The organism is Streptomyces blastmyceticus (genome assembly GCF_039521185.1).
Lineage (GTDB): Bacteria > Actinomycetota > Actinomycetes > Streptomycetales > Streptomycetaceae > Streptomyces > Streptomyces blastmyceticus.
On record NZ_BAAABW010000016.1, the window covers coordinates 285,518 to 306,156 of the forward strand.

Below are 20,639 nucleotides of genomic sequence, written 5' to 3' on the forward strand. Positions count from 1 at the left end.
CGCTATGCACGACACGCGGCGGCGGGCGATGGTTGTGCTCCGGTCAGCGTCCGAGCCGTCCGCGGACCATACCGACCATGGCGGTCAGCTCCTCGACGCGCATCCGCTTCGCCGCGATGTAGAAGACGCCGATCAGGATGAGACCTCCACCGATCAGAGCCGCGAGCGAACCGACGAATCCGTGGCCGAGAACTTCACCGATGCCGTAGGCGATCGCCCCGCCGATGAGGGCGGCGGGGATGCACGCACCGGCCAGGCGGGCGTACGTCCGGATGACGTGCGAGCCGTCCAGGTCGCCGCCGAGGCGGGTGCGCAGCCGGCGCCAGGCGACGACGACGCCCACGGCGTAGGCCAGGCCGTACGAGGCGGCCATGCCCGCCACGGCCCAGCGGGCCGGCAGGACGACGAAGCTGGCGGCGGCGCCCACCGCGTTGACGCCGGCGACGATCAGGGTGTTGTAGAAGGGGGTGCGGGTGTCCTCGTAGGCGTAGAAGCCGCGGAGGATCACGTACTGCGCGGAGTACGGGATGAGGCCGAGGCCGAAGGCCATCAGGATGAAGCCGATGTTCGTGGCGCCGCCGGTGCCTGAGCTGGAGAACATCAGCGTGGCCATCGGCACGCCGAGCGCCAGGAAGGCGAAGGCGCAGGGCACGATCGCGACGGCCGAGGTGCGCAGGCCGTGCGAGAGGTCGTCGCGCACGGCCGCGACGTCGCCGTCGTGGGCGGCACGGGAGATCCGGGGGAGCACCGCGGTCATCACCGAGACCGTGATGATGGCCTGCGGCATCTGCCAGAGCTGCAGCGCGAAGTTGTAGGCCGTGATGCCGGTGCCCTGGTGGTGCGCCTTCTCGGCGAGGGCGCCCGCCCGGGTGGCGAGCTGGGTGACGACGACCATGCCGAGCTGGTTGGCGAGGACGAAGAAGAACGTCCACTTGGCGAGCCCCATGGCCTTACCGAGGCCGTGGCCGCGCCAGTCGAACCGCAGCCGGAGCCGGAAGCCGGTCTCGCGGAGGTACGGGAACATCGCGAGCGCCTGCACCACGAGGCCGAGCAGGGTGCCGATGCCGAGCAGCCGCACGCCCTCCGGGGGGATGTTGGCCGCGCTGACGCCGCTGGTGACGAAGCCGCCGTAGACCCAGATGAACGCGCCGAAGGTGGCGATGACGACGACGTTGTTGAGGACCGGGGTCCACATCATGGCGCCGAACTTGCCACGGGCGTTGAGGATCTGGCCCATGACGATGTGCACGCCCATGAAGAACATGGTGGGCAGGCAGTAGCGGGCGAACGCCACGGCGACGTCGAGCTGGCCGGGGCTGTCGCTGTTGTCCGGCATCATCATCCGGACGAGCAGCGGAGCCGCCAGCACACAGACGGTCGTGACCGCGCCCATGAGGACCACGACGAGGGTGAAGAGCCGGTTGGCGTACGCCTCGCCGCCGTCCTCGTCGTTCTTCATCGACCGCACCAGCTGCGGGATGAACACTGCGTTCAGCGCGCCGCCGCCGACGAGGATGTAGATCATCGTCGGCAGGGTGTTGGCGACCTGGTAGCTGTCGTTGAGGGTGCCGACGCCGAGCGCCGCCGCCATCACGAGGTTGCGGGCGAAGCCCAGGATGCGGGAGACGAAGCTGCCCGCGGCCATCACCGCGCTCGACTTCAGCAGGCTCGCCGCCTTGCCGCCCTTCGCCTGGGCCGACGGGGCCTCGGTCTCGGAGACGGGCGTGGGCTCGGGCACCGGCGGCGGGACCTGCGGGGCCGGTGCCGCGTACTGGCCGGGCGCCGGGATCGGCTGACCGGACGGGCGCTGCGGCTCGTACGGCTGCTGCTGGTCCCGGTACAGGTGCGCGAAGGCGTCCCGTTCCGGGCGCTCGTCCGGGGACGCCTGGCCGGCGAGGCCGCCGACTCCGGCGAACTGCGTCGTGGGGTCGTCACCGTACGGGCGCGCGGGCGCCCACTGCCGGGGGTCCGGGCCCTGCTGCGGCGCGGGCTGCTGCTGGTGCAGCGGGAAGGTGTTCTGGTAGGTGCCGGGCGGCGGCGGGGGGTGCGCGGCACGGTCGTACAGCGCATCGCTCACCGGGTCCTGGGCGGCCGGGTCGTGCTCGGGGTAGGGATGGGAGGCGTACGCGTCCCGGAGGTAGGGGTCCTGGGCGTACGGGCCCGGACGGGACGAGTCCGGGGCAGGCGGGGGCGGCGGGTACTGGCCCCGCTGGTCACCACCCGCGCCCTGCTCGCGGTCACCGTCGTACGGCGCGTTCATCGCTACCCCACCTCATCGTCCGCGGCCGGCCGGCCCCACTACACGTCAACGGTTCACTTTCTCACCTGTGCCGGATGGGTCGGTGCTTTCCGATCCGGTGTCCGGAGCCGGGTCCTCCGGCTGCTGGGGACTGTCATCGCCCGGACCGCCGTCCCCGGAGTCTCCCCCGTCCGCCGTCCCGCCGGCGGCGGACCGCTTGCGCTGGATGTAGATGCGGAGGCCCGCGAGGATCAGGAGGAGTACGCCACCGGCGATGACGATCAGCACCATAGGGGTGATGGACGTGACATGCACAGTGAAGGAGATGGGGTCGCCGTAGGGCTGCCCGTCATCCGTGTACAGCCGGGCCGTCACCTGGACGGGGCCGTTGGCGTTGGCGTGCGTCTCGAACTTCACCGACTGGCTGTGCCCGCCGTCGATCTTGATCTGCTGGGCCTCGCCCACCTTGAGGCGGTTCGGCCTGCTGGATTCGAGGACGAGCCGGAGCCCGGTGATGCCCTGCAGAAGACCGTTGCGCACCGTCACGGGGATCGTGGCGCTGCGCCCGGACAGCGTGGCGTCGGACTTCGGGATCAGCTGCACCTGGCGCTTGAGCTGGTACAGGTACGACTGCACGGCGTTGCGGAACTCCGCCGCTCCCCGGCGGTCACCGCGCCAGGAGTTGGACATCTCCCGCATGATCGCGCTGCCGAACGGGGTGACCACCCGGTCCTGCGAGGTCAGGATCACCTTGAAGCTGTCCAGGGTCTCCTGGGTCTTCTGGATCTCCTCGAACGCGTCGGTGGTCAGCTCCTGCTTGCGCAGCGAGTCGGGGTACGCGCCGGGGCCGGGCACCTGCTGGTTGGCGGCCGGGTCGGGCTTGGCCTTCGCCGCGTCGCCCAGGTCGACGGGCTGCGTCCAACGGCCGTCCGTCAGTCCGCCCAGGGCCGCCGCCATCGCCTGCGCCTGGCTCGTGGTGGGCATGCGCTGCGGCGCGACGACGATGCTGCGCTCGTCGTCCGGCGCCTGCTTGTTCACCAGCAGGCTCTGGGCGAGGAAGCGCTGCACGGCGAGCGAGGCGTCGTCGGCCCGGATCAGGTCGCCCTGGAAGGCGGTGGACATCCGGTCGTCCGCGACGACGGCCGTGTTGCCGCCGCCGATCTGCCGGGCGGCGCTCGGGGTGTACGAGGTCCGGTTCTCGCGGAGGCTGTCGCTGCGGGCGATGACGTTGTGGGCGCCCGCGGAGGTGGCCACGTCGACGATCGAGGAGTCGACGGCGCCCTCGAAGGGCCAGGTGAAGTCCGTGCGCGGCTTCACACCGAGGATGGTGTCCACGGTGGTCGCGGCGAGCTCCGTGGCCGACTGGAGGTGGCTGAGGGTGCCCGGGACGTCCTTGCCGTGGTGGGCGAGCGAGGCCAGGTCCGGGTCACCGAAGGGCAGCGCCACCACCTGATCGCCCGCGACGGCGGTCTGGAGCTGGCTGAGCCACTGCTTGGCGACCAGCTGGCCCTTGCCCGGCGTGTGCTTCCCGTCCGGGCCGTCGACCTTGTAGCTCTTGGTCATGGCCTCGACCGTGGCGAGCAGATCGGGGTCGATCACCCAGGTGATCGGCAGGTTCTTGCCCAGCGCCACCAGCTGCTGGAGCCGGCCGCCCGGCGCCAGGTCGGCGGCGAGGTCGTCGTTGGGGAAGATCGGCGTCTGCTGCTGGTCGGACTCCGTGCGGGCGGTCAGGTGCGTCGCGGAGACGAGCGGCCACAGGAAGGTGAGCCGCGTCTTCTTGCCCTCGGTCGCGGACGGCTGCCAGGGGAGCAGGGTCCGCTGGATGCCCAGCACCCGCTCGTAGGACTGGCCCGAGGTCTGCCCGGACAGGGAGACGCCCAGCTGATAGACGCCCTCCCGGCTGATGTCCAGGTCCTTCGCGGGCAGGGAGATGCTGAATTCGCGGCTGATGCCCGGAGGCAGCTTGTCGATCTTCTGCGTGTGGCTGCCGATCTCGGAACCGTCGGTGCCCTCCGAGAAGCCGGACCGGCCGCCGATGTCGTCGATGTCGCTGCGGCCGCTGACCTGGGGGCCCACCCGCAGGCCCACATGGGCGTCGGTGACCGTGGAGCCGCCGTTGTTGGTGACCGTGCCCGAGACGGTGAGCGTGTCGTTCTGCGTCGGCGCGACGGGCGTCAGGGCGCCGATGGAGACATCGACCGTGCGGGAGCCGGCCGACTCGGCGTGGGCCTCCGGTGCCGCCGGCAGCTGCACCAGGCCCACGAGCAGCAGCAGACCGACCAGCACCAGCGTGGTGTGCCGGGCCCACCGGCAGGCAGGAGCGGACGTCGTCCCCTGGAACTCTGCCGCCTCGGCCACGCGCTCGCCCGTCCCTCGTCGTCGTCAGTGGTCGTCGGTTATGCGTCCACGAATGGTAACGAGGCCCGCTGTGACGAAGTGCCGCGGACCGCTCCGCAAGATCGCCACCGCGCCCGATGTCCCGGCTGCGCCCGCTTTGTGCTGACCGGTGCCCTGCGCCCGTAACGAGGAGGCCCTCCGGCGTGCGGCCACGTACTCTTTTCTGTTGTGCCGAACGCCAACAATGACAGCCAGCTCCAGTCGTCGACGAACGAGCTCAGCCACGTGCAGCGCCGTGCCGTGACCGAGCTCCTGCGGGTGTCCCCCGTGGCCGACGATCTCGCCCGCCGATTCCAGGAGGCCGGGTTCACGCTTGCCCTGGTCGGCGGGTCGGTGCGGGACGCGCTGCTCGGCCGGCTCGGTAACGACCTGGACTTCACCACCGACGCCCGCCCCGAGGACGTACTGAAGATCGTCCGGCCGTGGGCCGACGCGGTCTGGGAGGTCGGCATCGCCTTCGGGACCGTGGGATGCCGCAAGTCCGACTTCGACATCGAGGTCACGACATACCGGTCGGAAGCGTACGACCGGACCTCGCGCAAGCCCGAGGTCTCCTACGGCGACTCCATCGAGGACGACCTGGTCCGCCGCGACTTCACGGTCAACGCGATGGCCGTCGCCCTCCCGCAGAAGGAGTTCATCGACCCGCACAACGGCCTGGAGGACCTGGCCGCGCGGGTCCTGCGCACCCCCGGCACCCCGGAGGAGTCCTTCTCCGACGACCCGCTGCGCATGATGCGGGCCGCCCGCTTCGCCGCCCAGCTGGACTTCGAGGTCGCGCCCGAGGTCGTCACCGCGATGACGGAGATGTCCGGCCGCCTGGAGATCGTCTCCGCCGAGCGGGTCCGGGACGAGCTCAACAAGCTGATCCTCTCCGCCCACCCCCGCGAGGGCCTGAAGCTCCTCGTCGACACCGGTCTCGCCGACCTCGTCCTGCCGGAGCTCCCGGCGCTGCGCCTGGAGCGCGACGAGCACCACCGGCACAAGGACGTGTACGAGCACACGCTCATCGTCCTGGAGCAGGCCATCGACCTGGAGGAGAAGGGCCCCGATCTCGTCCTGCGCCTGGCGGCGCTGCTGCACGACATCGGCAAGCCGCGCACCCGTCGCTTCGAGAAGGACGGCCGGGTCTCCTTCCACCACCACGAGGTGGTGGGCGCGAAGATGACCAAGACCCGGATGACCAAGCTCAAGTACTCCAACGAGCAGGTGAAGGACGTCTCGAAGCTCGTCGAGCTCCACCTGCGCTTTCACGGCTACGGCACGGGCGAGTGGACCGACTCCGCCGTGCGCCGGTACGTACGGGACGCGGGGCCGCTGCTGGAGCGGCTGCACAAGCTGACGCGGTCCGACTGCACGACGCGCAACAAGCGCAAGGCGAACGCCCTGTCCCGCGCGTACGACGGCCTGGAGGAGCGCATCGCGCGGCTCCAGGAGCAGGAGGAGCTGGACGCGATCCGTCCGGACCTGGACGGCAACGAGATCATGGAGATTCTCGGCGTCGGCCCGGGCCCGCAGATCGGCAAGGCGTACAAGCACCTGCTGGAGCTGCGGCTGGAGAACGGTCCGATGGAGCGCGACGCCGCCGTCGCCGCTCTCAAGGAGTGGTGGGCCGCGCAGGACTGAGGCGCCCGGCCGGTGTTTCACGTGAAACACCGGCAAGCGGGTGTCGTCGAGGGGCGGTGTTTCACGTGAAACACCGCCCTTTCGCGTGTCAGGGGCGGCGCAGTCCCACCAGGGCGGCGGCGACCACCGCGTAGATCAGGGCGACCGTGACCACCAGTGCGGGCGACCGGCCGTCGGGCGGCAGCATCAGGGCCGCCACGCCGGCCGCCCCGACGAAGGCGACGTTGAAGAGCACGTCGTAGAGCGAGAAGACCCGGCCCCGGAAGCCGTCGTCGACCGACGACTGGACCACGGTGTCCGTGGCGATCTTCGCGCCCTGCGTGGTGAGGCCGAGGACGAAGGCGGCGACCAGCATGGGGACGCGTTCGAAGGGGAGGCCGAGCGCGGGCTCCAGCACGGCCGCAGCCGTTGCGCAGGCCACGATCCAGCCGAGCCGCCCCAGCCGGGCCACGGCCCAGGGCGTGACGACGGCCGCCGCGAAGAACCCCGCCCCCGAGACCGCGACGGCGAGGCCGAGGAGGGCCAGCCCGTCGGACTCGGTCTCCGCCCACGCATGGCGGCAGAGCATCAGGACGGTGACCGTCAGCGCGCCGTAGCAGAAGCGCATCAGGGTCATCGCCGCCAGGGCGCGGGCGGCGGTGCGGCGTTCCGCGAGGTGCCGCAGACCGGCGGCCAGCCCTCGGGCGGTGGCCAGGAGCGTCGCGCGCAGCTCGGTCCTGGGCGTGCGGACGTCCGGACCCAGCAGGTCGAGGGGCATGCGCAGGGAGCAGAGGGCCGCGGCCAGATAGAGGACGGCGCCGAGGAGGACGACCACGGCGTCGGAGCTCGTGCCCTCGGGGGCCACCAGGCGCACGACGAAGGCGAGACCGCCGCCCGCGGTCGCCGCGAGCGTGCCGGCCGTCGGCGACAGGGAGTTGGCCATGACCAGGCGGTCCGGCGAGTCGACGACGCGGGGGAGGGACGCGGAGAGCCCAGCGAGGACGAAGCGGTTGACGGCGGTGACCGACAGGGCGGAGGCGTAGAAGAGCCAGTCGGGGACGCGGGCGACGACGAGGAGCGCGGTGCCGGTGGCCAGCGCCGCACGCAGCAGATTGCCGTGCAGCAGGACCTGGCGGCGGCGCCAGCGGTCCAGCAGCACGCCGGCGAACGGGCCGAGCAGGGAGTAGGGCAGCAGCAGGACGGCCATGGCGGAGGCGATGGCGGTGGGGGAAGCCTGTTTCTCGGGGGAGAAGACGACGTACGCGGCGAGCGCCACCTGATAGACGCCGTCGGCCCCTTGCGACAGCAGCCGGACGACCAGCAGACGCCGGAAATCCGGCAGTTGAAGCAGGACGCGCAGATCGCGCACAACAGGCATGCGGCCCAGCCTCACACACCGCGTGGGCCCCCGGGCGCATTACCCGGGGGCCCACGATCACGCGCGGTGGATCAGGCCGGACCGAAGCGGTGTGCGGCGTCCCGCACGGCGCTCCGCGGCCGTGGAGCGCTGGTCAGCGCTCGACCTCGCCCTTGATGAACTTCTCGACGTTCTCACGGGCCTCGTCGTCGAAGTACTGCACCGGCGGCGACTTCATGAAGTACGAGGAGGCGGAGAGGATCGGGCCACCGATGCCGCGGTCCTTGGCGATCTTGGCGGCGCGCACGGCGTCGATGATGACACCGGCGGAGTTCGGGGAGTCCCAGACCTCGAGCTTGTACTCCAGGTTCAGCGGGACGTCACCGAACGCGCGGCCCTCGAGGCGCACGTAGGCCCACTTGCGGTCGTCCAGCCAGGCCACGTAGTCGGACGGGCCGATGTGGACGTTGTCCTCGCCCAGCTCGCGGTCGCGGATCTGGGAGGTGACGGCCTGCGTCTTGGAGATCTTCTTGGACTCCAGGCGCTCACGCTCGAGCATGTTCTTGAAGTCCATGTTGCCGCCGACGTTCAGCTGCATCGTGCGGTCCAGGATGACGCCCCGGTCCTCGAACAGCTTCGCCATCACGCGGTGCGTGATGGTGGCGCCGACCTGCGACTTGATGTCGTCGCCGACGATCGGGACGCCCGCCTCGGTGAACTTGTCCGCCCACTCCTTGGTGCCGGCGATGAAGACCGGCAGCGCGTTGACGAAGGCGACCTTGGCATCGATGGCGCACTGCGCGTAGAACTTCGCGGCGTCCTCGGAACCCACCGGGAGGTAGCAGACGAGGACGTCGACCTGCTTGTCCTTGAGGGTCTGGACGATGTCGACCGGGGCCTCGGCGGACTCCTCGATGGTCTGGCGGTAGTACTTGCCCAGGCCGTCGAGGGTGTGGCCGCGCTGGACGGTGACGCCGCTGGCGGGCACCTCGCAGATCTTGATGGTGTTGTTCTCGCTGGCGCCGATGGCGTCGGCGAGGTCGAGGCCGACCTTCTTCGCGTCGACGTCGAACGCGGCCACGAACTCCACATCACGCACGTGGTACTCGCCGAACTGCACGTGCATCAGACCCGGCACGCGGCCGTTCGGGTCGGCGTCCTTGTAGTACTCGACGCCCTGCACCAGCGAGGCGGCGCAGTTGCCCACGCCGACGATGGCTACGCGAACCGAACCCATTCCGGTTGCTCCCTGTTTTGTACTCGACAAAGCCCTGCGAATGCAGAGCTCACTTGGCGGTGGGGTCGGACGGATCGGTCCGGGAACTCCCCCGGTCCCGGGACATGCCGCCCGTATCTCCCGATGTGTCCTGCGAAGTGGCGTCCCGGCGCAGGTCGCGCCCGGAGCGCTCGCTCTCGATCAGCTCGTTCAGCCAGCGGACCTCGCGCTCCACCGACTCCATGCCGTGCCGCTGCAGCTCGAGGGTGTAGTCGTCCAGCCGCTCGCGGGTACGGGCCAGGGAGGCGCGCATCTTCTCCAGACGCTCCTCCAGCCGGCTGCGGCGGCCTTCCAGCACCCGCATCCGTACGTCCCGCGAGGTCTGCCCGAAGAACGCGAAGCGGGCGGCGAAGTGCTCGTCCTCCCAGGCGTCCGGGCCGGTGTGGGCGAGCAGTTCCTCGAAGTGCTCCTTGCCTTCGGCCGTCAGGCGGTAGACGATCTTCGCCCGCCGCCCGGCGAGGGACGCCGCGCGGGCGTCCTCCAGGGCATTGCCGGGCTCCTCGATCAACCAGCCGTTGGCGACGAGAGTCTTCAGGCAGGGGTAGAGGCTGCCATAGCTGAACGCCCGGAACACCCCGAGTGAGGTGTTGAGGCGTTTCCGCAGTTCATAGCCGTGCATCGGGGACTCGCGGAGCAGGCCGAGGACGGCGAACTCGAGGATGCCGGAGCGTCTGCTCATATGTCGCCTCCTTGGTCCCTTAGGTCCCTTATGCCGAGCTGATGTATCGACTCGATACATCCAGACGATAGAACGAGCTTCCTGATGCGACAAGAGGGGGCACGGTGAACGAGGTCACATCACCGATTCGTGGGACACAACCTGCCTGAATTGGAGTGAACATCCGCAGTGGGAGCGATTTGACCGTGCGTAGTCTGTGCGCCATGCAGACCACCGGGAACCGAGTGACACCGTCAGGCGTCCTCGTCCCGGATGCAGTGCGCCCGGTTGCTCAGGGGGGCTACCGGACAGCGCATCGGGGGGAACGCAAGCCACCTGCCGCTTCCAGGCGATAGTGCCTGCCCGAGGAGTAGTCGTTCGATGAGCGAGCACCGCCGCAAGCCGCCGCAGCCTCAGGGCGGCGGACGAGCCGCGGCCAGGCGCGCGGCCCAGCCGACGTCCGGCCGCCGTGCCGCACCACCAAGCAGTTCCGCCGCGCCGGGTGCCGGCAGCGGTGAAGGCTCCCAGTACGGCAGCCGGGCCGAGGCCCGCCGCGCGGCACAGCGCGGCGGCGGAGGCAGCGGCAGCGGCGGAGGAGGCGGCGGGCGCAGGCGCCCGGGTGATCCGGGCCCCGCGGGCGGCGGCCGGGGTCGCAGAGACGGCGGCCGGCCGGGAAAGAAGCGCTTCATCGACTATCCGCGGTCGGGCAAGACCGGGGCGTGGCGCTGGATGCCGTCCTGGAAGCTCGTCCTGGGCGCGTGCTTCACCGTCGTCGCACTGATCCTGGGCACCGTGGGCATCGCGCTCGCGGTGGTGCAGGTGCCGAGCGAGCAGAAGGCGGCCGCCGTCCAGAAGAACGTCTATTACTGGGCGGACGGCAAGCAGATGGTCGTCGCGGGCGGCGGTGCCCTCAACCGGCAGATCGTGCCCATCTCCAAGATCCCCCTGTCCATGCAGGACGCGGTGATCTCCGCCGAGAACGCCAGTTTCCGCAAGGACTGGGGCGTCGACCCGATGGGCATCCTGCGCGCCGTCGTCAAGATGGCGCAGGGCGGTGAGACCCAGAGTGGCTCGACCATCACCCAGCAGTTCGTGAAGAACACCTATCTCAGCCAGGAACAGACGCTCAAGCGCAAGGCCACGGAGCTGCTGATCTCCATAAAGGTGGGTGCCACCAAGGACAAGGACTCCATCCTCGCCGGTTATCTCAACACCGCCTATTACGGGCGTGGTGCCTATGGCATCCAGGCCGCGGCGCGTGCGTATTTCGACAAGGACTGCACCCAGCTGACGCCCAGCGAGAGCGCCTATCTCGCGGCGACGCTGAACGGCCCGAATCTCTACGACCCCTACGGCGGTCAGGGCCCGGCGGCGACGCCCGAGAAGAACACCAAGCGGGCCACGGACCGCTGGAAGTGGACCCTGGACCGCGAGGTCCAGGTCGGTCACATGCAGGCCGCGGACCGCGACGACTGGGTGAAGAAGGGTTTCCCGATGCCCCAGAAGCCCAAGCCCGCGACCAACCGGGCCGGCCAGATCGGCTATCTCACCGACCTCGCCGACAACTACATCGTCGCCCACTCCGGAATCAGCAAGAGCCAGCTGGACCGCGGCGGATATCAGATCCACACGACCTTCGACCACGCCAAGGTCGATTACCTCTCCAAGGCCGTCGAGGACGTCCGCAAGGCCAACATCAAGCCCGATGTGCGGGACGTCGACAAATACGTCCAGTTCGGCGGGGCCTCGGTGGATCCGAAGACCGGCAAGATCGTCGCCATTTACGGGGGCGAGAACGCGCTGGAGCACTACACCAACAACGCCGACTACACCGGTGTGCAGGTCGGCTCGACCTTCAAGCCGTTCGTGCTCGCGGCCGCGATGACGCACGGCAAGCGGGATCCGTCGCTCGGCCCCACGCAGGACGACAGCCAGCGCACGCTCGTCTCGCCGGAAAGCGTCTACAACGGCAACAACAAGGTGACGCTGAGGACTTACGACGGCAAGGTCTGGCACGACGACACCGATGGCAGCGAGTGGCACCAGCCGAACGACGGTGACGAGGACAAGGGGCTCATCTCCCTCCGTACGGCGATGCAGTTCTCGGTGAACACGCCCTATATCCAGCTCGGTATGGACGTGGGCACGGATCTGGTCAAGGAAGCCGCTCTGAAGGCGGGTCTGGACAAGGACCAGCTGGCCTCCACCACTCCGACCTTCTCCCTCGGCACCTCGGCGCCGAGCGCCATCCGGCTCGCGGGCGCCTATGCGACCTTCGCCGCCAGCGGAAAGCAGATCGACCCCTATTCGGTCGAGAAGGTGGAGAAGGACGGCAAGCCGATCTTCACCCACGAGGTGTCCAGCAAGGTGGCCTTCGATCCGAACGTGGCCAATAACGTCACCGATGTGCTGAAGACCGTCGTCGAGGCGGGTACGGGCACGTCGGCACAGCTCGGGGACCGCCCGGTGGCGGGCAAGACGGGTACGACCGACGGCAATCGCTCGGCCTGGTTCGCGGGTTACACCCCGCAGCTGTCCACCTCGATCGGCATGTACCGCGTCGACCCCAACGCCAAGAAGCAGGAATTCCTCTCCATGCGCGGCGTGGGCGGCAAGCAGACCATTCACGGCGCGTCGTTCCCGGCGGACATCTGGGCCGATTACATGGGCAAGGCGCTCAAGGGCGAGCCCGTCGAGCAGTTCCAGCCGGCGCAGCCGATCGGTCAGAAGGTGTTCGGGGACGGCGCGAGCCCGTCGCCCAGCGCGGTCCCGTCCGCGACCCCGTCGGCGACGCCCTCGCAGACCCCGTCGGCGACTCCGTCGAAGCCCGCCTCCCCCAGCCCGTCGGCCAGCAGGCCCTGCTCGCCGTTCGACCGGCACTGCCAGCCGGGAGGCAACGGCGGGGCCAACGGCGGCGGTCCGGGCGGACCGGGCGGGATCGGGGGCCCCGGCGGCGACCCGGGCGAGTCACCGTCCCCGTCGGACCCCAGCCATGGCCGGCCCGGCGGACTGTTCGGCGGGATGCGCGGCTGACCAGCTGAAACACCCCGCCGAGAGACTCGGCTGAGCCATCCGACCCGAGGGCCGTCCCGCGTTCGCGTGAGGCGGCCCTCGAGGTTATCCACAGGCTCGGACGGCAACTGGCGCCGTACGGCAGGATGGGCGCATGAGGAGCGAGCGGGACGATCAGCTTGTACGGCCCACCGTCGAGGACGAGGTGGCCGCGGCCGGCAGCGAGCTCATCGGCGGACCGGTGGGGCGCCGGGCGCTGATCGGCGCGAGCTGGTGGACACCCGTCCGGGTGATCGCGCTCGTGGCGATCGGGATGTTCGCCCTCGGCATGGTGCAGAAGATGCCGTGCTACGACTACGGCTGGTTCTTCGGCGCCACCACGCAGTACACCCACGCCTGCTACTCCGACATCCCGCACCTGTACAGCGGGCGCGGATTCGACACCGGGATCGTCCCGTACTTCGACCGCATCCCGCAGGCGGTCTCCGGCGGTATGGACTATCTGGAATATCCGGTACTCACCGGCCTGTTCATGCAGGTCGCCGCCTGGCTCACCCCCGGCGGCGGGACGCTCCAGCACCGCGAGCAGCTCAACTGGTTCGTCAACGCGGGCATGCTGATGGCCTGCACCGCGGTCATCGCGGTCTGCTCCGCGCGCACGCACCGGCGTCGGCCCTGGGACGCCTTGCTGATCGCCCTCGCGCCCGCCTTCGCCCTGACGGCCACCGTCAACTGGGACCTCTTCGCGGTCGCGCTCACCGCCGCCGGGATGCTGATGTGGTCACGCGGGCGGACGGTCCTCGCGGGCATCCTGATCGGTCTCGCCGCCGCGGCCAAGCTGTATCCGCTGCTGCTGCTGGGGCCGCTGTTCGTCCTGTGCTTGCGGGCGGGCCGGCTGCGGGCGTTCCGTACGACCGCGCTGGCCGCGGCCGGGGCCTGGCTGGTGGTCAACCTGCCGGTCATGATCACGCATGACGCGGGCGGCTTCCACATCCGCGAGGGCTGGGCGAAGTTCTACACCTTCAGCCAGGAGCGCCCGATCGACTTCGGCTCGATCTGGCTCCTGATCTCCCAGCGCACGGGCAATCCGCTGGAGAACGCCAACACCTATGTGACGCTGCTGATGATCCTGGGCTCGCTGGCCATCGGGGCCCTGGCTCTGTGCGCCCCCAGGCGCCCGCGCTTCGCGCAGCTGGCCTTCCTGCTGGTGGCGCTCTTCATCCTCACCAACAAGGTCTATTCGCCGCAGTATGTGCTGTGGCTCGTCCCGCTGGCCGTGCTGGCGCGCCCCAAGTGGCGTGACTTCCTCGTCTGGCAGGCGTGCGAGGTGCTCTATTTCCTAGGCATCTGGATGTATCTGGCCTACACGGGCAGCGGCGACAAGCACCAGGGCCTGCCCACCGAGGGCTATCAACTGGCCATCGCCGTCCACTTGCTGGGGACGCTGTATCTCTGCGCGGTCGTCGTGCGCGACATCCTGCTGCCCGAGCGGGACGTCGTCCGCCGGGACGGCTCGGACGACCCCTCGGGCGGGGTGCTGGACGGGGCGCCCGACATATTCGTCCTCGGCTCCGCGCGCCGGTCCCGGCGCACGCAGCACGCTCACGGCACGTACGTCCAATGGGGGACGGAGAGCCGCCCGCAGTAGGGGCGGCTCCGGACCCCGTACCCAGGGGGGGTGGGTCAGTGGTCGAGCAGTCGGTCGAACTGGGTGGTGGTGTTCCGCAGATGGGCCACCAGCTCGTCGCCCACCTGTGGCGGTGCGACGTCGCCCGGCACGAAGAGGATCGAGACCTGCATGTGCGGGGGCTCCGCGAACCAGCGCTGCTTGCCCGCCCAGACGAACGGCGAGAGGTTGCGGTTCATGGTCGCGAGGCCCGCGCGGGCCACGCCCTTGGCGCGCGGCATCATGCCGTGCAGCGCCTTCGGCGCCTCCAGGCCGACGCCGTGCGAGGTGCCGCCCGCCACCACCACGAGGTAGCCGTCACCGGCGGTCTTCTGCTGGCGGTAGCCGAAGCGCTCGCCCTTGGCCACCGGCGTGACGTCCAGGACCGCGCCCCGGTACTGGGTGGCGTCGTGGTCGCCGAGCCACAGGCGGGTGCCGATGCGGGCGCGGAAGCGGGTCTGCGGGAACTGCTGCTGCAGCCGCCCGAGTTCCTCGGACTTGAGGTGGCTGACGAACATGGTGTGCAGCGGCAGCCGGGCGTTGCGCAGCCGCTCCATCCAGGCGCTGACCTCCTGGACCGCGTCGGAGCCGTCCGTGCGGTCCAGCGGGAGGTGGATCGCGAAGCCCTCCAGGCGCACGTCCTCGATGGCGGCGTGCAGCTTGGGCAGGTCCTCCTCGCTGATGCCGTGCCGCTTCATGCTGCTCATGACCTCGACGACGACCCGGGCGCCGACCAGGCCGCGCACCCCTTCGACCGAGGACACGGACCGTATGGCGCGGTCGGGCAGCGGCACCGGCTCCTCACCCAGCCGGAAGGGCGTGAGCACCAGCAGGTCGCCGCTGAAGAAGTCCTTGATCCGGGCCGCTTCGTAGGTCGTGCCCACGGCGAGGATGTCCGAGCCGAAGCGCGCCGCCTCGTCGGACAGCCGCTCGTGGCCGAAGCCGTAGCCGTTGCCCTTGCAGACCGGGACGATGCCCGGGAACTGCTGGAGGATGGACTGCTGGTGTGCCCGCCAACGCGCGGTGTCGACGTAGAGCGTGAGCGCCATGGCCGGTCCCGGAGCCTTTCCCTGTGCCTGCTGGATGACGTGTTCGTGTGCCTGACGGCGGTACTGCGAGGTCGGACGGAGGGGTCAGCGACGCGACATATACATGTCGAGGGCCTTGTGGAGCAGCTTGTTGAGCGGGAAGTCCCACTCGCCGAGGTACTCCGCGGCCTGGCCGCCGGTGCCCACCTTGAACTGGATGAGGCCGAAGAGGTGGTCGCTCTCGTCGAGGGAGTCGCCGATGCCGCGCAGGTCGTAGACGCTCGCCCCCAGGGCGTAGGCGTCGCGCAGCATGCGCCACTGCATCGCGTTCGACGGGCGGACCTCGCGCTTGTGGTTGGCGGAGGCGCCGTAGGAGTACCAGACGTGGCCACCGACGATCAGCATCGTCGCGGCGGCGACGGCCTCGCCCTCGTGCACCGCGAAGTACAGCCGCATGCGGTTGGGGTCCTCGGTGTTGAGGGCCGACCACATGCGCTGGAAGTAACTCAGCGGGCGCGGGCGGAACTTGTCGCGCTCGGCCGTGATCTCGTAGAGGTGCTGCCAGGTCGGCAGGTCCTCGTAGCCGCCCTGGACGACCTCGACGCCGGCCTTCTCGGCCTTCTTGATGTTGCGGCGCCACAGCTGGTTGAAGCCCTTGTGGACGTCTTCGAGGGAGCGGTTCGACAGCGGCACCTGGAAGACGTAGCGCGGCTGGACGTCACCGAAGCCGGCGCCGCCGTCCTCGCCCTGCTGCCAGCCCATGCGGCGCAGCTGGTCGGCGACCTCGAAGGCGCGCGGCTCGATGTGGGTGGCCTCGACGTCCCGGAGCCGCTTGACGTCGGGGTCGGCGATGCCGGACTTGATGGCGTTGGAGTCCCAGCGCCGGATGACGACCGGCGGGCCCATCTTCACGGAGAAGGCGCCCTGCTGCTTGAGGTGGGCGAGCATCGGGCGCAGCCAGTCCTCGAGGTTCGGCGAGAACCAGTTGATGACCGGGCCTTCGGGGAGGTAGGCCAGATAGCGCTTGATCTTGGGCAGCTGGCGGTAGAGCACCAGGCCCGCGCCGACGAGCTGGCCGTTCTTGTCGAACCAGCCCAGGTTCTCCGAGCGCCACTCGGCCTTCACATCGGCCCACGCCGGCACCTGCATGTGACTCGCCGCGGGCAGGCTCTGGATGTATGCCAGATGCTGCTCTCGGCTGATTGTCCTCAGGGTCAGGCTCATGCGGGGCGCTCCTCGGCAGGTGTGTCCCCAGGGTCGGGGCTCCGGCTCTCGCGCCGAAGCCTACTGCGACAAAGGAGCGCCCCGTCTGGGCGTACCCGCCGCTACCCGATCACACCTCCGAAGAGTCCGCCGTGCGCCATGCCCAGGAAGAAGCCCACGGCAGAGGCACCGAGCCCGATGATCAGCAGGAAGCGCTCGCCGGTCGTCGCCGATATGAACTGGCCCCACGCTCCCGTGAGGATGCCCACGAGACCGCTCCAGGAGCTGAGCAGATGGAGGTTGGAGAACGCCGAGCTGATGAAGGCGAGGGCGCCGAGCGCGATCGTCACCGCGGCGAAGGCGTTCTCGACGGGGTGGGGTTTGCCGTCGCTGTTGAGAGCGGCGTTGATCAGCGCCCGGGGACTGCGGGGCTGCCGAGCTGCCTGTGTCATGGGGCTACCTCCTGAAGGCAGGCGGCGCACTGTAGCGCCGGTCACACCCGATGCGTCCAGATTGCGGTGCCGGACCGCTCGATTTCAACCGGAAGCCCGAGTGCGGGTACTGTGTACGGTCTGCACCGGTGTCTGCCCAGACCCAGCTTCGGTCCCAGGGGCGACCCAGGGACTCTCCGCTGATTGTCAGTGTCGGCCGATACCGTTGCTTACGCATCACGACCCTCCTGCCACGGAACGACCGTGGCCGCTGAGTCCAAAGGAGGTGGGTTCCACATGCGTCACTACGAGGTGATGGTCATCCTCGACCCCGATCTCGAGGAGCGCGCTGTCTCCCCGCTGATCGAGAACTTCCTCTCCGTCGTCCGTGAGGGCAACGGAAAGGTCGAGAAGGTCGACACCTGGGGCCGTCGTCGTCTGTCGTACGAGATCAAGAAGAAGCCCGAGGGTATCTACTCGGTCATCGACCTGCAGGCCACGCCTGCGGTCGTCAAGGAGCTCGACCGCCAGATGAACCTGAACGAGTCGGTCCTCCGGACCAAGGTCCTCCGTCCCGAGACCCACTGAACCCCAGCGGTTCAGAGGTAATCGGGCTGCATCGCAACGAGTAGCAAGCAGCCAGCAGCACACCCGCCGAGAGGTTCATCCATGGCAGGCGAGACCGTCATCACGGTCGTCGGCAATCTCGTCGACGACCCCGAGCTGCGCTTCACCCCGTCCGGTGCGGCGGTCGCGAAGTTCCGCGTCGCGTCCACTCCCCGCACCTTCGACCGCCAGACCAACGAGTGGAAGGACGGCGAAAGCCTCTTCCTCACGTGCTCGGTGTGGCGGCAGGCGGCGGAGAACGTCGCCGAGTCGCTTCAGCGAGGCATGCGCGTCATCGTGCAGGGCCGGCTGAAGCAGCGGTCCTACGAGGACCGCGAGGGCGTCAAGCGCACGGTCTACGAGCTCGACGTCGAAGAGGTCGGCGCCAGCCTGAAGAACGCCACGGCGAAGGTCACCAAGACCTCGGGTCGCGGTGGCCAGCAGGGTGGTGGCTTTGGTGGCGGCGGTGGCGGCCAGCAGGGCGGCGGCTGGGGCAACGGCCCCGCCGGCGGCCAGCAGGGTGGCGGCGGGGCTCCCGCCGACGACCCGTGGGCGACCAGCGCTCCGTCCGGCGGCCAGCAGGGCGGCGGCGGAGGCGGCTGGGGCGGCGGCTCCGGCAACTCCGGCGGCGGCTACTCGGACGAGCCGCCCTTCTAGGCCCTTCGTGGGCCCGGGCCCGCAAGGGTCCGAGGGCGAAGCACCACAACTTCTTGATCACACAGGAGAGAGACAATGGCGAAGCCGCCTCCGCGCAAGCCTAAGAAGAAGGTCTGCGCGTTCTGCAAGGACAAGACCGCTTACGTGGACTACAAGGACACGAACATGCTGCGGAAGTTCATTTCCGACCGCGGCAAGATCCGTGCCCGCCGCGTGACCGGCAACTGCACTCAGCACCAGCGTGACGTCGCCACGGCCGTGAAGAACAGCCGTGAGATGGCGCTGCTGCCCTACACCTCGTCCGCGCGATAAGGGAAGGGTGACCGAAAAATGAAGATCATCCTCACCCACGAGGTCTCCGGCCTCGGCACCGCCGGTGACGTCGTCGACGTCAAGGACGGCTACGCCCGCAACTACCTGGTCCCGCGTGGTTTCGCGATCCGCTGGACCAAGGGTGGCGAGCAGGACGTGGCGCAGATCCGTCGCGGTCGCAAGATCCGCGAGATCGCCACGATCGAGCAGGCCAACGAGGTCAAGGGTCAGCTGGAGGGCACCAAGGTGCGCCTGGCGACCCGTGCCGGCGACGCCGGCCGCCTGTTCGGCTCCGTGACCCCCGCCGACATCGCTGCCGCGATCGAGGCTTCGGGTGGCCCGAAGGTCGACAAGCGCCGTGTCGAGGTGGGCTCGCCCATCAAGACGCTGGGCTCGCACCAGATCTCCGTGCGCCTGCACGCCGATGTCGTTGCCAAGCTCGGCATCGAGGTCGTCGCTGCCTGATCGCCTCGCGATCGGTAGCGTGAGAAGGGCCGCACCCCTCAGGGTGCGGCCCTTCCGCCGTTCCCGGGCGCCGTCAGGCCCGTACCGCGCCGGTGACGATCCAGCGGCCGGAGCGGGTGCGGAGCCACAGGCTCAGCATGCGCACCGTCATCATCAGCGTCATCGCCCACCACAGGGCTGTGAGCCCGCCGCCGAGCGTGGGCACCAGCAGCGCGACGGGTGCGAAGACCGCGAGCACTACCAGCATCGCCCAGGCGAGGTAGGGGCCGTCCCCGGCGCCCATCAGCACGCCGTCCAGGATGAAGACGACGCCCGCGATCGGCTGGCCGAGCGCCACGATCAGGAGGGTGGGCAGCAGGGCGTCCCGCACGGTGGCGTCGGAGGTGAACAAGGGGATGAAGAGCGGCCGCGCGGCCACCACCAGCACCCCCAGCACCACTCCTGACACGATCCCCCACTGCACCATGCGCCGGCAGGCCGCGCGGGCCCCGGCGGCGTCCCCGGCGCCGAGGTAGCGCCCGATGATCGCCTGTCCGGCGATCGCGATGGCGTCCAGGGCGAAGGCGAGCAGGCTCCACAGGGTCAGCACGATCTGGTGCGCGGCTATCTCGGCGTCACCGAGGCGGGCCGCGACCGCGGTGGCGATCATGAGGACGGCGCGCAGCGAGAGCGTGCGGACCAGCAGGGGCGCTCCGGCCTGGGCGCAGGCCCTGATGCCGGCGGCGTCGGGGCGGAGCGAGGCGCCGTTCCGTCGCGCGCCCCGGACGACCACGGTGAGATAGGCGGCGGCCATGCCGCACTGGGCGATGACCGTGCCCCAGGCGGAGCCCGCGATGCCGAGCCCGGCGCCGTAGACGAGGCCCAGGTTGAGGGCGGCGTTGGCGGTGAAGCCGCCGATGGCGACGTACAGCGGCGTACGGGTGTCCTGGAGGCCGCGCAGGACGCCGGTGGCGGCGAGCACCACGAGCATGGCGGGTATCCCGAGCGCGCTGATCCGCAGGTAGGTGGTGGCGTACGGGGCGGCGGTCGGCGAGGCGCCGAAGAGCTCGACGACCGGGCGCGCCGCGGGGAGCGTCACGGCTATGACGGCGGCGCCGATGAGGAGGGCGAGCCAGATGCCGTCCATGCCCTGGCGGATGGCGGCCTGGAGGTCGCCGGCGCCCACGCGGCGGGCGACGGCGGCGGTGGTGGCGTAGGCGAGGAAGACGAAGACGCTGACGGCGGTCGTGAGCAGGGCCGCGGCGACCCCGAGCCCGGCGAGCTGGGGGGTGCCGAGGTGGCCGACGATGGCGCTGTCGGCCATGACGAAGAGGGGCTCCGCGACGAGTGCGCCGAAGGCGGGGACGGCCAGCGAGACGATCTCGCGGTCGTGGCTGCGGGCGCTGTGCGGTCCTCGTGCGGGGGCCTTGGTCATGCTCTCAACCTAATCTTCCACAGGTAATCGCCGCAAGCGATCAGTGACCCTTACATTCGACGCGCTGCGGCGATCTTCTCTGCGTCGTTTGTCGCGATCTTGCGCCGAGCGGGAAAGTTTTTCTCCTCAACAGCCGGTGGATGGGGAAAGTGCAGGTCAGACGGGTGTGGAGGGAGTGATTGTGTGTTTGTCCACAGCGCTTTCCCCCGTGCCGTACACAGGATCCGCGGGGTTCTCCACAGGATGGGGGCCATCATCCACATGCCCTGTGGATAACCAGATTGGCTGACGGTGCCCGCGGGCCTACCGTGGA

General features: G+C 69.7%; 16 protein-coding genes. 7 read left to right on the forward strand and 9 right to left on the reverse strand.

Going from position 1 to position 20,639, the window contains the following annotated elements:
- Positions 1–43 precede the first annotated feature (43 nt).
- Complete coding sequence (murJ, locus tag ABD269_RS15165) at positions 44–2,260, reverse strand: murein biosynthesis integral membrane protein MurJ (RefSeq protein WP_344118308.1); 2,217 nt, start codon at positions 2,258–2,260, stop codon at positions 44–46.
- A gap of 45 nt (positions 2,261–2,305) precedes the next feature.
- Positions 2,306–4,597, reverse strand: a complete 2,292-nt coding sequence (locus ABD269_RS15170; RefSeq protein ID WP_344118309.1) for a DUF6049 family protein — start codon at positions 4,595–4,597, stop codon at positions 2,306–2,308.
- Positions 4,598–4,804: 207 nt separating this feature from the next.
- Between ABD269_RS15170 and ABD269_RS15175 the strand changes: the two genes are divergently transcribed.
- Complete coding sequence (locus ABD269_RS15175; RefSeq protein ID WP_301894109.1) at positions 4,805–6,262, forward strand: CCA tRNA nucleotidyltransferase; 1,458 nt, start codon at positions 4,805–4,807, stop codon at positions 6,260–6,262.
- An 88-nt stretch (positions 6,263–6,350) separates the two neighbouring features.
- On the opposite strand, the gene ABD269_RS15180 is transcribed toward ABD269_RS15175, so the two are convergent.
- The 3 genes from ABD269_RS15180 to ABD269_RS15190 all read right to left on the reverse strand — a co-directional run bounded on the left by ABD269_RS15180 (position 6,351) and on the right by ABD269_RS15190 (position 9,553).
- Positions 6,351–7,619, reverse strand: a complete 1,269-nt coding sequence (locus ABD269_RS15180; protein WP_344118310.1) for an MFS transporter — start codon at positions 7,617–7,619, stop codon at positions 6,351–6,353.
- A 133-nt stretch (positions 7,620–7,752) separates the two neighbouring features.
- Entirely contained in the window at positions 7,753–8,835 is a 1,083-nt protein-coding gene (locus tag ABD269_RS15185) for an inositol-3-phosphate synthase (protein WP_344118311.1), read from the reverse strand.
- 49 nt (positions 8,836–8,884) lie between these two features.
- Positions 8,885–9,553 carry a PadR family transcriptional regulator gene (locus tag ABD269_RS15190; protein ID WP_301894106.1) on the reverse strand — a complete coding sequence of 223 codons (669 nt, stop codon included), beginning with the start codon at positions 9,551–9,553 and terminating at the stop codon, positions 8,885–8,887.
- Positions 9,554–9,913: 360 nt separating this feature from the next.
- Between ABD269_RS15190 and ABD269_RS15195 the strand changes: the two genes are divergently transcribed.
- Both ABD269_RS15195 and ABD269_RS15200 read left to right on the forward strand, forming a co-directional pair.
- Positions 9,914–12,565, forward strand: coding sequence for a transglycosylase domain-containing protein (locus ABD269_RS15195; protein ID WP_344118312.1), 2,652 nt, complete (start codon positions 9,914–9,916; stop codon positions 12,563–12,565).
- A gap of 133 nt (positions 12,566–12,698) precedes the next feature.
- On the forward strand, positions 12,699–14,192 hold the full coding sequence (locus ABD269_RS15200) for a glycosyltransferase family 87 protein (protein ID WP_344118313.1): 1,494 nt from the start codon (positions 12,699–12,701) through the stop codon (positions 14,190–14,192).
- Between the two features lie 35 nt (positions 14,193–14,227).
- Here the strand turns inward: ABD269_RS15200 and ABD269_RS15205 are convergent, their stop codons facing one another.
- The 3 genes from ABD269_RS15205 to ABD269_RS15215 form a co-directional block, all read right to left on the reverse strand.
- Positions 14,228–15,259 (reverse strand): alanine racemase, encoded by a 1,032-nt coding sequence (locus ABD269_RS15205; RefSeq protein WP_301894102.1) that lies wholly within the window; start codon positions 15,257–15,259, stop codon positions 14,228–14,230.
- Between the two features lie 84 nt (positions 15,260–15,343).
- Complete coding sequence (locus ABD269_RS15210; RefSeq protein ID WP_301894099.1) at positions 15,344–16,462, reverse strand: lipid II:glycine glycyltransferase FemX; 1,119 nt, start codon at positions 16,460–16,462, stop codon at positions 15,344–15,346.
- Between the two features lie 101 nt (positions 16,463–16,563).
- On the reverse strand, positions 16,564–16,893 hold the full coding sequence (locus ABD269_RS15215; RefSeq protein WP_116212868.1) for a hypothetical protein: 330 nt from the start codon (positions 16,891–16,893) through the stop codon (positions 16,564–16,566).
- Positions 16,894–17,169: 276 nt separating this feature from the next.
- Between ABD269_RS15215 and rpsF the strand changes: the two genes are divergently transcribed.
- The 4 genes from rpsF to rplI all read left to right on the forward strand — a co-directional run bounded on the left by rpsF (position 17,170) and on the right by rplI (position 18,912).
- On the forward strand, positions 17,170–17,460 hold the full coding sequence (gene rpsF / locus ABD269_RS15220) for a 30S ribosomal protein S6 (protein ID WP_058045341.1): 291 nt from the start codon (positions 17,170–17,172) through the stop codon (positions 17,458–17,460).
- 81 nt (positions 17,461–17,541) lie between these two features.
- Entirely contained in the window at positions 17,542–18,135 is a 594-nt protein-coding gene (locus tag ABD269_RS15225; RefSeq protein WP_116212869.1) for a single-stranded DNA-binding protein, read from the forward strand.
- Between the two features lie 75 nt (positions 18,136–18,210).
- Positions 18,211–18,447, forward strand: a complete 237-nt coding sequence (rpsR, locus tag ABD269_RS15230) for a 30S ribosomal protein S18 (RefSeq protein ID WP_004950692.1) — start codon at positions 18,211–18,213, stop codon at positions 18,445–18,447.
- An 18-nt stretch (positions 18,448–18,465) separates the two neighbouring features.
- Positions 18,466–18,912, forward strand: a complete 447-nt coding sequence (gene rplI, locus ABD269_RS15235; RefSeq protein WP_102918483.1) for a 50S ribosomal protein L9 — start codon at positions 18,466–18,468, stop codon at positions 18,910–18,912.
- Between the two features lie 73 nt (positions 18,913–18,985).
- Here the strand turns inward: rplI and ABD269_RS15240 are convergent, their stop codons facing one another.
- Positions 18,986–20,326: an MATE family efflux transporter gene (locus tag ABD269_RS15240; RefSeq protein WP_344118314.1), complete on the reverse strand. Its 1,341-nt coding sequence runs from the start codon at positions 20,324–20,326 to the stop codon at positions 18,986–18,988.
- Between the last annotated feature and the right edge of the window lie 313 nt (positions 20,327–20,639).

Bases quoted from the DNA above. Each gene is read 5' to 3' on its own strand.
- ABD269_RS15190 (WP_301894106.1), bottom strand. From the start codon at position 9,553: ATGAGCAGACGCTCCGGCATCCTCGAGTTCGCCGTCCTCGGCCTGCTC.
- ABD269_RS15240 (WP_344118314.1), bottom strand. From the start codon at position 20,326: ATGACCAAGGCCCCCGCACGAGGACCGCACAGCGCCCGCAGCCACGAC.
- ABD269_RS15185 (WP_344118311.1), bottom strand. From the start codon at position 8,835: ATGGGTTCGGTTCGCGTAGCCATCGTCGGCGTGGGCAACTGCGCCGCC.
- ABD269_RS15210 (WP_301894099.1), bottom strand. From the start codon at position 16,462: ATGAGCCTGACCCTGAGGACAATCAGCCGAGAGCAGCATCTGGCATAC.
- ABD269_RS15225 (WP_116212869.1), top strand. From the start codon at position 17,542: ATGGCAGGCGAGACCGTCATCACGGTCGTCGGCAATCTCGTCGACGAC.
- ABD269_RS15205 (WP_301894102.1), bottom strand. From the start codon at position 15,259: ATGGCGCTCACGCTCTACGTCGACACCGCGCGTTGGCGGGCACACCAG.
- ABD269_RS15215 (WP_116212868.1), bottom strand. From the start codon at position 16,893: ATGACACAGGCAGCTCGGCAGCCCCGCAGTCCCCGGGCGCTGATCAAC.
- rplI (WP_102918483.1), top strand. From the start codon at position 18,466: ATGAAGATCATCCTCACCCACGAGGTCTCCGGCCTCGGCACCGCCGGT.
- ABD269_RS15180 (WP_344118310.1), bottom strand. From the start codon at position 7,619: ATGCCTGTTGTGCGCGATCTGCGCGTCCTGCTTCAACTGCCGGATTTC.
- rpsR (WP_004950692.1), top strand. From the start codon at position 18,211: ATGGCGAAGCCGCCTCCGCGCAAGCCTAAGAAGAAGGTCTGCGCGTTC.
- murJ (WP_344118308.1), bottom strand. From the start codon at position 2,260: ATGAACGCGCCGTACGACGGTGACCGCGAGCAGGGCGCGGGTGGTGAC.
- ABD269_RS15195 (WP_344118312.1), top strand. From the start codon at position 9,914: ATGAGCGAGCACCGCCGCAAGCCGCCGCAGCCTCAGGGCGGCGGACGA.
- ABD269_RS15200 (WP_344118313.1), top strand. From the start codon at position 12,699: ATGAGGAGCGAGCGGGACGATCAGCTTGTACGGCCCACCGTCGAGGAC.
- rpsF (WP_058045341.1), top strand. From the start codon at position 17,170: ATGCGTCACTACGAGGTGATGGTCATCCTCGACCCCGATCTCGAGGAG.